13 protein-coding genes are annotated in these 14,461 nt (G+C 66.9%); 6 read left to right on the top strand and 7 right to left on the bottom strand.

Features of this window, described 5'->3' with window-relative positions; genetic code table 11:
* Nucleotides 1–73: 73 nt before the first annotated feature.
* From WKR98_RS03685 to mdlC, 5 genes are read right to left on the bottom strand one after another with little or no spacing between them, the layout of a single operon-like run.
* On the bottom strand, nt 74–904 hold the full coding sequence (locus WKR98_RS03685; RefSeq protein WP_341432096.1) for an alpha/beta hydrolase family protein: 831 nt from the start codon (nt 902–904) through the stop codon (nt 74–76).
* Between the two features lie 7 nt (nt 905–911).
* The gene (locus tag WKR98_RS03690; protein ID WP_341432097.1) at nt 912–1,871 is read right to left on the bottom strand and encodes a Bug family tripartite tricarboxylate transporter substrate binding protein; all 960 of its coding nucleotides are present in this window, start codon (nt 1,869–1,871) and stop codon (nt 912–914) included.
* 29 nt (nt 1,872–1,900) lie between these two features.
* The gene (locus WKR98_RS03695; RefSeq protein WP_341433788.1) at nt 1,901–3,346 is read right to left on the bottom strand and encodes an aldehyde dehydrogenase family protein; all 1,446 of its coding nucleotides are present in this window, start codon (nt 3,344–3,346) and stop codon (nt 1,901–1,903) included.
* Between the two features lie 17 nt (nt 3,347–3,363).
* Nucleotides 3,364–4,362 carry a Bug family tripartite tricarboxylate transporter substrate binding protein gene (locus tag WKR98_RS03700; protein WP_341432098.1) on the bottom strand — a complete coding sequence of 333 codons (999 nt, stop codon included), beginning with the start codon at nt 4,360–4,362 and terminating at the stop codon, nt 3,364–3,366.
* A gap of 48 nt (nt 4,363–4,410) precedes the next feature.
* A complete protein-coding gene (mdlC, locus tag WKR98_RS03705) occupies nt 4,411–6,006 on the bottom strand; it encodes a benzoylformate decarboxylase (RefSeq protein ID WP_341432099.1) in 1,596 nt (531 codons plus the stop codon).
* A gap of 93 nt (nt 6,007–6,099) precedes the next feature.
* Between mdlC and WKR98_RS03710 the strand changes: the two genes are divergently transcribed.
* The 3 genes from WKR98_RS03710 (at nt 6,100) to kdgD (ending at nt 8,899) form a co-directional block, all read left to right on the top strand.
* Complete coding sequence (locus tag WKR98_RS03710) at nt 6,100–7,014, top strand: LysR family transcriptional regulator (protein ID WP_341432100.1); 915 nt, start codon at nt 6,100–6,102, stop codon at nt 7,012–7,014.
* Nucleotides 7,015–7,139: 125 nt separating this feature from the next.
* Nucleotides 7,140–7,877 carry a FadR/GntR family transcriptional regulator gene (locus tag WKR98_RS03715; RefSeq protein ID WP_341432101.1) on the top strand — a complete coding sequence of 246 codons (738 nt, stop codon included), beginning with the start codon at nt 7,140–7,142 and terminating at the stop codon, nt 7,875–7,877.
* Between the two features lie 110 nt (nt 7,878–7,987).
* Nucleotides 7,988–8,899, top strand: a complete 912-nt coding sequence (kdgD, locus tag WKR98_RS03720; protein WP_341432102.1) for a 5-dehydro-4-deoxyglucarate dehydratase — start codon at nt 7,988–7,990, stop codon at nt 8,897–8,899.
* Nucleotides 8,900–8,903: 4 nt separating this feature from the next.
* On the opposite strand, the gene WKR98_RS03725 is transcribed toward kdgD, so the two are convergent.
* Entirely contained in the window at nt 8,904–10,292 is a 1,389-nt protein-coding gene (locus tag WKR98_RS03725; protein WP_341432103.1) for an APC family permease, read from the bottom strand.
* A gap of 233 nt (nt 10,293–10,525) precedes the next feature.
* Here WKR98_RS03725 and WKR98_RS03730 point away from each other — a divergent pair, with 233 nt between their 5' ends.
* A complete protein-coding gene (locus WKR98_RS03730; protein ID WP_370283076.1) occupies nt 10,526–11,434 on the top strand; it encodes an AEC family transporter in 909 nt (302 codons plus the stop codon).
* A 9-nt stretch (nt 11,435–11,443) separates the two neighbouring features.
* On the opposite strand, the gene WKR98_RS03735 is transcribed toward WKR98_RS03730, so the two are convergent.
* Complete coding sequence (locus WKR98_RS03735; protein WP_341432104.1) at nt 11,444–12,409, bottom strand: helix-turn-helix domain-containing protein; 966 nt, start codon at nt 12,407–12,409, stop codon at nt 11,444–11,446.
* A 246-nt stretch (nt 12,410–12,655) separates the two neighbouring features.
* On the opposite strand from WKR98_RS03735, the gene WKR98_RS03740 reads away from it, so the two are divergent.
* Nucleotides 12,656–13,189 carry a 2,4'-dihydroxyacetophenone dioxygenase family protein gene (locus WKR98_RS03740; RefSeq protein WP_124691932.1) on the top strand — a complete coding sequence of 178 codons (534 nt, stop codon included), beginning with the start codon at nt 12,656–12,658 and terminating at the stop codon, nt 13,187–13,189.
* A 51-nt stretch (nt 13,190–13,240) separates the two neighbouring features.
* Nucleotides 13,241–14,452 (top strand): amino acid ABC transporter substrate-binding protein, encoded by a 1,212-nt coding sequence (locus WKR98_RS03745; RefSeq protein WP_341432105.1) that lies wholly within the window; start codon nt 13,241–13,243, stop codon nt 14,450–14,452.
* Nucleotides 14,453–14,461: the final 9 nt, after the last annotated feature.

Raw genomic sequence — 14,461 nt, forward strand, 5'->3', positions numbered from 1 at the left:
AGCCGGGCGGCAGGGCGCTGGGCTGCTAAACGCGGCAGTTTAGCAAACGCCAGCTTGCCCAGCGGCAGGCCTGTCAGCCCAGCGTCCCAAGCCAGTCCGCGAAGGCATTGGCCACCCGATCCGACCGGCCCGTGTAGAGGTGGTCAGCACCATCGACGGCCACGCGCGTGACCGATTTTGCGTTGATCAGCGCCGTTTCCATATCGACGGAGAACGTGAGCTGCGGATGCTCTTTCGTCCCGGCCAGGAGGAACACCGGCACGGCGATGTCCGAGGCAGCGCGCAGCACCGTCGTCTCCGCCGCGGGGCCGTACTTGTTGATATAGGTGTCCGCGCACATCAGGCCGCGCATCGCCGGCGTGTTCGTCGGCATTTCCACTTCCATCAGCGTCTGTCCCTTGCCAGCCTCGGTCAGGGCGCGGCATTGGTCCAGGATCGCTTCATGCTTGGCCCAGTTCCAGACCTGTTCGTCGGGCAGGCGGGGCGACGAGAACATGGCCAATCCCATGAAACTGCCGGCGTCCAGGGTGCGCAGTGCATAGTTCGCCTTCAATCCGCCCAGGCTGTGCCCACCGATGACGAGCTTGCGGTACCCCTGCCCCAGCAGCCAGTCCAGCCCGGCCTTGAAGTCGAGCGCGCAATCCTCGATCCGTTCATGCGCAGCACCTATCCACCTGGCATCGACGGGATTGGCCGAGACCCAATCGTGCCCGCGGTTGTTGAACAAGGCCACGCCCCACCCGGCGGCATGAATGGCCTGGGCCACTTCCCACAGCGGTGTGTTGTAGAAGGCGTTGGCCACGCCGTGCGTGCACAGCACGACGGGGCGGCTCTTGTCGGCGGGCGGAAAGAATGCCAGGTGCAGGCGGACCTGGTCGGCGGTATGGATGGCATGAATCTGCATGGTGCCCTCAGTCTTCTTGAATATTGGCGGCCTTGACCACCTCGGTCCACTTCTTCAGGTCGTTGCGGGTCAGGTCGCCCAGGCTCTCAGGCGTTCCTCCCGTGGGCGTCAGCCCCTGGCGTTCGAAGGTGGAACGCACGTCGTCCTTCCGAAGCAACGCGTTGACATCGGCGTTCAACTTCTGCACGATCGCGGCCGGCGTGCCCTTCGGCGCATAGAGCCCGTACCAGATGTCGCCATCCACCTCGACGCCGGCCGCCTCCGTCAACGACGGCACGTTCGCCGTGGCGTCTGCGCGATGGGTGCCTCCCGATGAAAGCAGTCGCAGCTTCCCGCTGTTCACGTGGGGCAGCGCGACGTGGATGGGCAGGAACATCGTCTTCACGTGGCCGCCGAGCAGGCCCTGGACCGCGCCGCCCGTGTTCGAGAACGGCACGTGCGTCAGGTTTGCCTGGGTGGCCTGCTTGAACAGCTCCATCGTCAGGTGATGCGGCGTACCGTTGCCCGGCGACGCATAATCGACCTGTCCGGGCGTCTTCTTCGCCAGCGCCAGCAACTCGGCGACCGACCCGACGTTCAGGCTGGGATGGGTGACGAGCGTCAGTTGGCCGATGGCAACCGGAAGGACAGGCACCAGGCCGCCGACCGGATCGTAGGGCGCCTTGGGCCGCAGGCTCTTGTTGAGAACCAGCGTGTTGGCAACCAGCATCAGCGTGTAGCCGTCCGCGCTGGAGCCCTGGACATGGGCCGCGCCGATACCGGTACTGGCGCCCGGGCGGTTCTCGATCACCACCGGCGTATTCCAGATCGCGCCCAGTTGCTGACCCAGCGTGCGCGCCAGTATGTCGGCGCCGGTGCCTGGGTCGTAAGGCACCACCACTTTCACCGCTTTTTCGGGATAGGCGGCGTGACCGGTGCCGGCGATGCCGAGCAGCGCTGCCGCGGCGATGCAAGCGATTCCTTTCATGGCTTTCTCCTTCAGTGTCAGCCAGTCGTTCAAAACGGATACCTGCGCGGCGTCGTCTGGATGCTTATCCAGCGCAGCTCCGTGAACGCCTCGATGCCGGCGTCACCGCCAAACCGCCCCAGTCCGCTTTCCTTCATTCCACCGAAAGGCATCTGCGGTTCATCGTGGACCGTCGGCCCATTGATATGGCAGATGCCTGAGTCGACCTGCCGCGCGAGCACCATGGCCCGGTTGATGTCGCGGCTGAAGATCGCGGCGGACAGGCCATACTCGCTGTCGTTGGCCAGGGCAATGGCCTGCGCTTCATCCTTGAATCGGACCAGCCCAACCATGGGCCCGAAGCTCTCTTCACGGAACACCCGCATCGCCGGGGTGACCCCGTCCACGATCGTCGCATCCATGAAGGTTCCGTCGGCCGTCCCTCCAAGCAGGATCCGGGCACCCATTGCCGTCGCCTCGTCGATCAACGCCCGGCAATGGGTGACGGTATGACTGCCGACCACGGAACCCAGCGGCCCGCGTTGCGCGCGGGGCGGAGCGAAGGAGGAAACGCGCGCGACGAGCTTGTCCGCGAACGCGTCGGCGATCGCCTCGGCAACGATCACGCGCTCCGTGGACATGCATATCTGGCCGCAGTTGGCGAACGCGCCGAATGCCGCCGCGTTCACCGCCTCGTCGAGGTCGGCATCCTCGAGGATCAGGAGCGGCGCCTTGCCGCCCAGCTCCAGCAGCGCGGGTTTCATGTGGGTCGCGGCCAGACCGCCGATGACTCGGCCGACCTTCGTGGATCCGGTGAAATTCACTCTCCGGGTGGCCGGATGCGCGATCAGCGCCTCGACGACCGCGGCGGCATCCTTGGGCGCGTTCACGACGTAATTGACGGCACCGGGGGGGAAGCCCGCATCGACGAAACACCTGGCCACGAGATAGTGGGTCATGGGACACAGTTCGGACCCTTTCAGGACCACGGTGTTGCCGCAGGCCAAGGCCGCGGCCACGGCGCGCACCGCGAGAATGACGGGCGCATTCCACGGCGCGATGCCCAGGCAGACGCCGGCCGGCTGCCGAACGGCCAGCGAGATGCTGCCTTGCACGTCGGAGGGGATGACCTGTCCCGAGACCTGCGTCGTCAGCGCGGCCGCTTCGAGCAGCATCTCGGCGCCCAGGTGCAGGTTGGTCTTCGCCCAGAGTTCCGTGGCGCCGAGTTCGGCCACCATGGCCTCGGCCAGGGCTGGCGCCGCGTGCTCCAGGCAGCGGGCAGCTTCGTTCAACAGGCGGCGGCGTTCGCCCGGCCCCGTCTCCTTCCAGGTGGCGAAGGCAGCGGCGGCGGCGTCGACCGCCAGCACCGCGTCCGCTACCGTTCCGGCCGGCGCCACCGACGCAGGATCGGCGCCGATCGGCCCGATGCGCTGAAACACGCCACCGTCCTGGGCCGCCGTATCGTTGCCGTCGATGATCAAGGATGCATTCAACATGGTGGTCATCTCGTTTTTCAATCCGCGCGTATCCCGCGCTCCTTGGCGATCGGTCCGAACCGGCCCGCCTCCTGGCGCAATGCCTTGAGGAAGGCCTCGGGGCTCATCGGCGTGACGACTTCGGCTCCGTTCGACAGGATGGCGGACTTGATCGCCTCGGTATCGAGCGCCTTGCCGATCTCCGCATTGATCTTCTTCACGAGCGCCGGCGGCGTACCCGCGGGGGCGTAGATGCCGAACAGGGACTCGGCGTCGAAACCCTTGACGCCCAGCTCGCCCAGAGTGGGCACATCGGGAAAGCGCGATACCCGGTCGTTGCCGCCTATGGCAAGCAGACGGACCTTGCCGCCTGCGAGCTGGGCAAGCCCGATACCGGGGTCGAACACATAGTCCAGGCGCCCGGCCAACAGGTCCTGCAACGCCGGCGCGGCCCCCTTGTAGGGCACATGCAGCGCCGACGTTCCCGTCTTCGCCTTGAACATCTCTCCGGCCAGATGCGGTCCGCTGCCGTTGCCCGCCGATCCGTAGGTCATGTTGGCCGAGTTCTTCTTCACGTATTCCAGGAATTCCCGACCGTCTTTGACCGGCAAGCTGCTGCGAACCAGCAGATACTGGATACCCCGCGAAACGGGCGCGACAGGCACGAGATCCTTGAAGGGATCGACCGGCATCTTGTCGTAGACATAGGGGCCGATAGAGAACAAGGTGCCCGCGCTGACGAGCAGCGTGTAGCCATCGGGGGCGGACTTGGCCACGTTCTCCGCACCTATGCCTCCTCCCGCTCCCGCCCGGTTCTCGACCACGACCGGCTGCCCGATGCGGGGAAGCAGCGCGGCGCTGACCGCGCGCCCCACGACGTCTACGGCGCCGCCGGGCGCGAAATTGACGACCAGACGGATGGGCTTGCCGGGCCAGGCCGCAACATCCTCGGCCCCGGCTATGGCCACGGGAGACAACAAGAGCAGGCCCAGAGCAAGACGGCGCGACAGGCTTTTTTTCGCTGCTTCGCAATACATCGGATTCTCCTTCGACAACCTGTGAACAAGGGACGCGGGCCGGCCGACCTAGGCCAGGACCACCTCGACGAGATACGGGGCCTTCCGCGCGAAAGCCGTGCCGAGTGCCCGCTCCAGCGCTTCGGGATCGGAAACGCGCTCGCCGTCGCATCCCTGGCCCTGGGCCAGCGCGACGAAATCGATGCCGCGGATGTCGGAGCCCAGGGCGCCATCCATCCCGAACACGCGAGCGAATTTCTTCAGCGCGGAATAACCGCGGTTGTTCGCGATGACGAACGTGATGGGCAGATCGTGCTCGACCGCTGTCCATATCGCCTGGATGGAATACATGCTGGAACCGTCCCCGATCAGAGCGATGATCGGCGCCCCCGGCCTGGCCATCGCAACGCCTATGCTGGCCGGCAGGGAATAGCCGAGACCGCCGCTGCTGGCGGTAAAAAACGAACCGGGCCGCAAACACGGAAGACGCTCCTGGATGTCTCCGCGGATGCTGGGGGCTTCCTCGACGATGATGCTGTCCTCCGGCCGGCAGTCGGCAAGCACCTGGAGCATCGACGCCACGTCGATGACCGCCTCGCGGATACCGATCGGCGATGGCATGATCCGGCCCTTCTGCGCGGTGCGGTCGACAGGTCCGCACGTCGCCAGCAGTTCATCGACAGCCGAACGGATGCTCGCTATGACGGAGGTTCCCACAGGGCACCAGGCGGCCGCGTTGGGGTCGTCGGTGACATGAAAGACGGCGGCGGACGCGGGCGTGTGCGGACCGGCACCCTCGACGTGATAGGTGAACAGCGGCGCACCCACGACCACGACCAGATCGCTGCCTGCCAGCGCGGCGACGATGCCTTCCCGGCTGCGGGGCAGGAAGCCGGCGAAGAGCCGATGGTTCTCGGGGAAGCAACAACGGCTCGAAGCGGGCGCGACCCACACCAAGGCATTCTGCTGCTCGGCAAGCTGGACCATCCGATGCCATGCGCCGTCCCGGTCCACCTCCGACCCCACGACGAACACCGGCCGCCTGCTCGCCTGGAGGGCATCGGCGATAGCCGTGATGGAAGTGCGCGAAGGACGGAGGGTGAAGTCCATCTCCCTGGCCGGAACCGGCGACGTCGTGACGTCCCAGTCATCGACCGGAACGGACACGAGCACCGGCCCCCGGGGATACTGCATCGCTGTGCGATAGGCACGCGCCAGCGCCAACGGCACGTCCTGCGCCCGCGCGGGTTCGCAGCTCCATTTCACATACGGCCTGGGCAATTCGGTCGGCTGCATCGAATACAAATACGGCTCGAAGGGCAGCATCGAGCGCGCCTGCTGGCCCGCGGTGATCACTAGCGGCGTTGCGTTCCGATACGCGGTGAAGATGCTTCCCATGGCGTGGCCCACGCCTGCGGCGGAATGCAGATTGACAAGCGCGGCGCGGCCGGATGCCTGGGCATATCCGTCGGCCATCGCGACGACGCCGCACTCGCTCAGCCCCAGTACGTACCGGAAGTCCGGCGGAAAATCCCGGAACATCGGCAGCTCGGTCGACCCCGGGTTGCCGAAGATGCGATCGAAGCCAAGACCGCGGAAAAGATGGAACGAGGCTTCCCTGACGGTGACCAGCTCAGGGCCGTGCTCGCATGAGTTGGAAGGCATGTTGGATGTCGCTCATTTCTGTCTGGCCGCTATCATAGGTAGGAACATCCGTCGCTTAGTTGTGGATGTTTGATCAATTGATGAGCGATCCACATGAATATCTCAAGCCGGCAACTCGCGGCGTTCGTCAGCGTCGCGCAACTGGGCAGCTTTACGCGCGCATCGGAGAAGGCCCACATGACACAGTCGGGCCTGAGCATCATGATTCGCGAACTCGAAGGTCAGCTCGGATGCCGTCTTTTCGACAGGACGACGCGATCGGTACGCCTGACGGATGCGGGTGCGCTATTGCTGCCGTTTGCGCTGCGGGCAACGGACGACCTGACCCAGGTCGTCGGCGAGATCGCCAAGCTGGAGATCCAGCAGCAGCGGAGCCTGCGCATCGGATGCACGCCCATGCTCGCCGCCTCTTTCCTGCCCATCATCTATCAGGAGTTCCGCGACGCGCACCCGCAGTTTTCCTTGCAGCTCATCGATGCGGAGGCGTCCACGATCCAGGAGCAGGTCAAGTCGGGCGACCTCGATTGCGGGCTGGGCATCTTCTTCAAGCCGATCTCGGGCATCCAGCGCAATCTCCTGTTCCGCTCGCGGCTGATCTATGTGCGCGCTAGCCACCACGCCCCCCTGCCCACGCCGCTGTCCGAGCTTCCCACCCTGCGCTGGACGGACCTGCCCGAACTGCCTTTGCTGAAACTGCCGCCATCCAGCCCCATCCAGCAGTTGATCGACAAGCAATTCCAGACATGCGGCGTGAGCCGTCCCGCCCACGGCCAGTTCAACCACATCGAAACGGTCGTGGCCATGGCGGCCGCCGGTTCCGGAGGCGCGGTTGTCCCGGCCTTCGCGTGGGGAAAATGCGCGCACTATGGGATCGAGGGAGCCGTCATCGTCGAACCCGACGTCACCGTCGATTTCTACCTGATCACGGCCCGGGGGAAACTCGCGCCGGAGTCAGTCAAGGAACTTTCGGACTTGCTGTCGACCGCGCTTGGACGCGCGGCGCTCTGATCCAGGCCCCCGGCCGTACCCAAGGACGATCTGTCCGAACCATGCGCCACAAGGTAGTACCATGCACCCTTGCCGGCCGCCCGCCGCGTCCGGCCCTCAATCCGTGCAGGGAAGATCCACAGCGCATGCGTTCCATAGGCCGCACACGAAGTCTGTCCGAAGAACTCGTGCAGCTCATGTCCGAGAAGATCCACGGCAAGGTGTGGAAACCCGGCGACAAGCTGCCGACGGAAGCCGAGATCATGCAGGAGTACGGCGTCAGCCGCACGGTGGTGCGCGAGGCCATCTCGCGCCTGCAGGCGGCGCGCATGGTCGAGACCCGGCACGGGATCGGCACCTTCCTGCTGGAGCCGCCGGTGGCGCCGCTGCGGCTCGACACCAAGGACGCGGTCACGATGCTGGACGTGATGGCGGTACTGGAACTGCGCATCACGGTCGAAACCGAGGCCGCCCGCCTGGCCGCGCAGCGGCGCACCGAACAGGACCTGGCCGAGCTGCGGCGCACGCTGGCGGCGTTCGAGGCGCAGATCGAGCCAGGCGGCGACACCGTCACGGCGGACCTGGCCTTCCACCAGCAGGTGGCCATCGCCACCGGTAACCGCTATTTCCACGAGATCCTGGCGCAGATGGGCGCCACCATCATTCCCCGGACACGGGTCGATACCGCCGAGCTGGCGCGCGACGACCGGCGGGCCTACCTGGCGCGCGTGCATCGCGAGCACCAGGCCATCTACGAAGCCATCGCCCGCCAGGACGGGGACGCCGCGCATGCCGCGATGCGCACCCACCTGGCCCGGAGCCGGGAAAAAGTGCGGCAGGCCTATGCCGCCGGCCAGGGCGACGCGGCCGCGGCCACCATATAGCATTCCGCACGGGCGGCCCACGGCGTCGCCTCTGTTGCCTTCTGTCATTTTAAGTTGTACGATGACTGACGACATATCACTTGCCGATCCTTCCATTACCGGATACCGCCATGACCCCTCAAGAGTTGAAGGCCACGATTTCCCAGGGACTGCTCTCGTTTCCCGTTACCGATTTCGACCAGAACGGCGATTTCGCGCCCAAGGGCTATGCCGCCCGGCTGGAATGGCTGGCTCCCTACGGGGCGAGCGCGCTGTTCGCGGCGGGCGGCACGGGCGAGTTCTTTTCACTGACACCGGCCGATTATTCGGCCGCGGTGAAGACGGCGGTGGAGGTGTGCGAGAAGCGCGTTCCCATCCTGGCGGGCGCCGGCGGCCCCACGCGCACGGCCATCGCCTATGCGCAAGAGGCACAGCGCCTGGGCGTCAAGGGCGTCCTCCTGATGCCCCACTACCTGACCGAGGCCAGCGAAGCCGGCATCGAGGCTCACGTGGAGCAGGTCTGCAAGTCGCTGGACATAGGCGTGATCTTCTACAACCGCGCCAACTCGCGGCTCGGGCCGGCGGCGCTGTCGCGCCTGGCGGACCGCTGCCCCAACCTGATCGGCTTCAAGGACGGCATGGGCGACATCGAGGCCATGGTGCGTGTGCGCCGCGGCCTGGGCGACCGCTTCGCCTACCTGGGCGGACTGCCGACCGCGGAAGTCTACGCGGCGGCCTACAAGGCGCTGGGCGTGCCCGTGTATTCGTCGGCCGTCTTCAACTTCATTCCCAAGACCGCGATGGCGTTCTACCACGCCGTGGCGCAGGACGACGCGCAGACCATCGGCCAGTTGCTGGACGATTTCTTCCTGCCCTATCTGGAGATCCGCAACCGCCGCGCCGGCTACGCGGTCAGCATCGTCAAGGCCGGCGCCCGCCTGGTCGGCCACGACGCGGGCCCGGTGCGCGCGCCGCTGACGGACCTGGACCAGGACGAGATGCAGCGCCTGGCGGCGCTGATCGAGAAGGTCGGCGGACAGTAGGCGGTCAGCCCAGGCTTTCCGGATCCAGGCGCGCCGCTTCCCGGCGCCGCGCCAGGTAGGTCACGCCCCACATCACCACTCCCAGCGCCAGCAGCCATCCCGCCACCTCGTACTGGATGGGATCACGGCCGGTGAACGGCGTGACCATGAACAGGCACACCACGGCCCCCAGCATGGCCAGCGGCGTCCAGGTGCGGAAATGCGGATGTCCGACACGGTCGGCGCGCAGCAGCAGCACCGCGACGTTGACGAACGCGAACACGCCCAGCAGCAGCAGGGCCGTGGTGCCGCCCAGCGCGCGGATGGCCTCGGAGTCGCTGGCCGCGGACACCAGCACGATCAGGCCCACTGCCAGCACGGTGGTGAACAGGATGGCGGACCACGGCGTCTGCGTGCGCGCATGCACCTGCGAAAGAAAGGACGGCAGCACGCCCTGGCGCGACATGCCGTACAAGAGGCGGCTGGCCATCATCATGTTGATCAGCGCCGAGTTGGCGACCGCGAACATGGAGATGACGGGCATGATCACCTCCATGGGCAGGCCGGGCGCGGCGCGCTTGACCACCAGCACCAGCGGCGTGGAGCTGGAAGCCAGCTCGCCCACGGGTATCAGCGCCACGGCGCAGATCGACACCAGCACGTAGATGGTGGCCGTCAGCCCCAGCCCGGTCAGCAGCACCTTGGGAAAGATGCGGTTGGGGTCGTGGGTTTCCTCGGCCATGTTGACCGAGTCCTCGAAGCCCACCATGGCGTAGAAGGCCAGTGCGGTGGCCGAGGTAATGGCCAGGAAGACGCTCTTGTCCTCGGGCGTGTCGAAGGCCACCACACGCGAGAAGTCGGCCTGGCCGCCCGCGATCGCATAGAAGCCCAGCACTATCACCAGCAGCAGGCCGCTCAGCTCGACCAGGGTCAGCACCACGTTGGTCTTGACGCTTTCGGACACGCCGCGCAGGTTGACCAGCATGACCAGCAGCATGAAGCCCACGGCGCCCAATGTAATCAGCGCGGGACTGGCGTCGACGCCCAGGGACACGAGCAGGTTGGCGGCGAAGGCCTGCGACGCGGTCGAGGCCGAGGTCAGCCCCGAGCACATCACGGTGAAGCAGATGATGAAGGTCAGGAAGTGCAGCCCGAAGGCCTTGTGCACGTACAGCGCGGCGCCCGCCGCGCGCGGATACTTCGTGACGAGCTCGAGGTAGGAGAAAGCCGTGAGCAGCGCGATCAGGAAGGCGGCCAGGAAAGGCGCCCAGGCCGCCCCGCCGACTTCGCCGGCCACCTGGCCGGTCAGCGCATAGACGCCGGTGCCCAGGATGTCGCCCACGATGAACAGCAATAGCAGCTTGGGCCCCATCACGCGTTTCAGGGGAGTACCGCCCTCGTGCGTTTCGGTCATCGTGAGCCTCTTCGCGGGTATGCCGATGGATCGATTCTAGTGGGCACGCCCCGGTCCGCGCGCGTTGCGCATGCAACCGAATGTCTCCCGTTTCGCGCTATCCTTGCGGGGATCCGCGGCCGGCCCCGGCCGCCGTCCTGTTACACCCTTGCCCGCCGCCCCGTTCCCCCACGCGCCGCAATGCCCCGATCCCCTCTGTCATTCCCGCCCGTCCCGCTCCCGCCAGGAGCCGCCTGATGGGCGTCTTCCATATCTACTTCTCCATCCTCAGCCTGCTGGCCCCGCTCCTGGTGGTCATCGGCGTCGGCACCACCTGGGGCAAGCTGGGACACGCATTTCCCGCGCAGTTCGTCACGGTGCTGGCCACCACCGTCACCACCCCGGCGCTGGTGTTCAACACCCTGGTCACGACCCAGCTCAGCAACGAGATCATGGCCACGGTGGCCGGCGCCACGGTGCTGGCACTGGCCTTGTGCATGGGCATCTCGGCGCTGGCGCTCAAGCTGTGCAAGCTGCCGGTGCGCAAGCTGCTCCAGACCACGACCTTCCCGAACGCGGGCAACCTGGGGCTGCCCATCACGCACCTGGCCTTCGGCGATGCCGGCCTGTCGACCTCGATCGCGTTCTTCGCCGTCTGTTCGTTCATCCAGCACACCGTGGGCGTGCGCACGCTGCCCAGCGCGGACGGCATGCCGGCGGCGTGGAAGAGCCCCATCCTGATCGCTTCCGTGCTGGCCGTGGCCTGCCGGCTCTTCAGCTACACGCCGCCGCAGTGGATCATGGAGTCGGCCCAGCTGCTGGGCAGCATGACGGTGCCGCTGATGCTGCTGGGGCTGGGCCACGCGCTGGCGCTGATTCCCGCGGCCGGCCTGAGGCTGGGCGGCATCGTCGGCGCCATCCGGCTCGTGGCGGGCCTGGCCACGGGCGCGGCGGCGGCGTGGCTGGTGGGGCTGCCGGCCGACATGATCGGCAACGTGGCCCTGCAGATGGGCATGCCGTGCGCGGTGGTCAGCTACATGTACGCGCGCCGCTATACCGACATGGGCGACACGGCGGCGGGCGCGGTGCTGATCTCGACCGTGGTGTTCCTGGTGCTGGCGCCGTTCCTGCTGTGGCTGCTGGGCTCGCCGGTGGCGGGCTAGGCCCGGCGTTCAGGCCTGCCCGGCGCGCCGGTGCTGCATGGGGGTCATGCCGTAGCGGCCGCGGAAGGCGCGCGAGAAATGCGCCTGGCTGGCGAAGCCCCAGCGGTAGGCGATGTCGCCGATGGACAGCTTGCGGGTGCGCTCGCCCGCGAGTTCCTGGTGGGCGCGCTCGAGCCGCCTGTCCCATATCCATTGGCTGACGCTGCGGTCCCGGTGGGCGAACAGGCGGTGCAGCTGCCGCACGGACAGCCCCAGGGCGCGCGCCACTTTCTCGGCATCCAGCGCGGGATCGTTCAGGTGTTCGGCAATGAAGGCCTCGGCGCGCAGCAGCCGCCATGCGGCCATGTCGTTCAGTTCGCGCGCCGCGCCGGGATCCACCGCCGCGCGCAGCAGGTGCCGGGCCTGCTCGGCCACGCCGGCCACGGCGTCGGCACGCGGCCGCTCGACGAAATCCACCGCCATGGTGCGCAGCGTATTGGCCAGCAGCCGGCCGGTGCGCAGCCGGTTGTCCACCTGGATGGGCTCCTCGGGCCGCATCTCGCGCCGCCCCCGGAACAGCCGGTCGGCCTCGACCTCGACGATGATCTGGCGCATGTCGCCGGTGAAGCCGTACAGGTAGGGGATCGCGTTGGAATAGACGATGACGTCGCCCGCTCGCACGGTGTAGCACTGGCCCGACTGGAACAGGAAAGCGTCGCCTTCGAGCAGGATGCAGGCGAAGACGGAATCCTTGGGATGGGTCTTGAGCAGCGAGCGCGTCCGCTCGATGACGTGCTGGTTGCCGCGGATTTCGGTGAAGGCGACGTCGTCCGCGTCGAACACGCGACCCTGGGCGCGCAGCCCGTGCGGGTCGTAGGTCGAACAGGTCAGGCCGATCAGCTGCGAGGCGTTGTACGACTCCCAGAATGCCAGCCGCTGGGACGACGGAACCTGGTCGGTGGAAGCCTGCGCGCGAGGGGACAAGGTCGTGCTCATGGTCGTGCCCGTGGGAGAGCCGCCCGGCGGCGGGGCGGATGGCGTCCAACATGGCGGCGGCGCCGCGACTTAAGCCGATGCTAGCACGGCCCACCCCGGGGCCCCGGCCCGGGTTGACCCTAGGGGATCCCCCGCGCCCGCTGGCGGCCATGTCGCGCACAGTCAAATTCCTCGTCCCGCCGGGACAAGCGGCCGGACGGCGCGCTGGCTACATTGACACGATCCATGAATGATCAGGAGGCCCCCATGCTCAAGACCGCCGGCAACGAATTCTGGCGCGACATCGCTCCCATCGCCGACGTGTTCAAGCCCGATGCCAGACCCGAGGTGCACATCGGCAACGCGCCCACCGACGACAGGAAGTGGTATGTCCCCTTCACCGACACGGTAGCCTCGCGGCCGCTGTGGATCTCGCCTTCCGAGAACCGCTGGTGCGACATCCTGCGCGCCGATGCCGCCGGGCTGGTCAACCGCCACTACCATCCGCACGAGGTGTTCGCCTACACGATCTCGGGCAAGTGGGGCTACCTGGAGCACGACTGGATCGCCACCGCCGGCGACTTCGTCTACGAGACCCCGGGCGAAGGCCATACGCTGGTGGCCTTCGAGCACGAGCAGCCGATGAAGGTCTTCTTCATCGTGAAGGGGCCGCTGATCTGGCTGGACGAGAAGGGCCAGTCCACCGGCCACTTCGACGTGCACGACTACATCGCGATGTGCCGCGCGCACTACGAGAAGATCGGCATGGGCGCTGCCTACGTGGACACGCTGTTCCGCTGAACCAGGCCCCCGTGGCCGATGCGACATAACGAAAACACAGGAGACGACATCATGCAACGCAGGCAATTCGCGACCTTGCTCGCGGCGGCCGCAGCCGCCGCGCTGGCTGCGCCGGCGCTGGCCCAGTCCAGGGCCCCGGCCGAGATCCGCATCGGCTACGCCATTTCCAAGACCGGCGCCTACGCCGGCGGAGCCAGCACCACCGTGCTGCCCAACTACCAGATGTGGGCGGCCGACGTGCAGAAGGCCGGCGGCATCGAGATCGGCGGCAAGCGCGTGCCAGTGAAATTCTTCGAATACGACGACCGCAGCAACTCGGAAGAGGCCGTGCGCGCGGTGGAACGGCTCATCAACCAGGACAAGGTGGACTTCATCCTGCCCCCCTGGGGCACGGCCATGAACCTGGCGGTGGCGCCCATCCTGCACAAGCACGACTACCCCCACCTCGCCACCACGATGATCTCGGACCGCATTCCGCAGCTGCGCGAACGCTGGTCCAACCTCTTCTTCTTCACGCTGACCTCCACCGACTACGCCAACGGCGTGGTGGACGTACTGACGCGGCTGCGCGAGGAAGGCAAGATCAAGGGCAAGGTCGCCATCGTCAACGTGGCCGACCAGTTCGGACTGGAGCTGTCCAAGGCCGCGCGCGAGGGCCTGAAGAAGGCGAAGTTCGACATCGTCTACGACCAGAGCTATCCGCTGGGCTCGCAGGAATTGCAGACCATCCTGAACGAGGTGCGCCGGCGCGAACCCGAGGCCTTCCTGGCCTTCAGCTATCCGCCCGACACCATGTCGCTGAACGACCAGGCCAAGGTCGTGGGTTTCAACCCCAAGGTCTTCTACACCGCGATCGGCACGGTGTTCCCCATGTTCAAGAGCCGCTTCGGCGCCAATGCCGACGGCGTCATGGGCCTGGGCGGCGTCAGCGCTGAACTACCCGCCACGCGCGACTACCGCCAGCGGCACCTCGCCATGTTCAAGCAGGAGGCGGACTACAACGGCAGCGCCGTCACCTACGCCACCCTGCAGATCCTGCAGCAGGCCATCACGCGCGCGGGCTCCATCGACCGCAAGGCCGTGTCCGAGCAGATCCGCACCGGCAGCTTCGAGACCGTGCTGGGCCCCGTCAAGCTGACCAACCGCCTGTGGGCCGAGGCCTCCAGCGTGGGGCAGTGGCAGGGGGGCGTGTTCCAGCCCATCTCGCCCAAGAGCGCCATCGGCGTCAAGCCCGCGGTCTTCCCCAAGCCCGAATGGAAATGACGGCAGGGG

It is taken from the genome of Pigmentiphaga sp. YJ18 (assembly GCF_038066655.1).
Taxonomy (GTDB): Bacteria; Pseudomonadota; Gammaproteobacteria; order Burkholderiales; family Burkholderiaceae_B; genus Pigmentiphaga.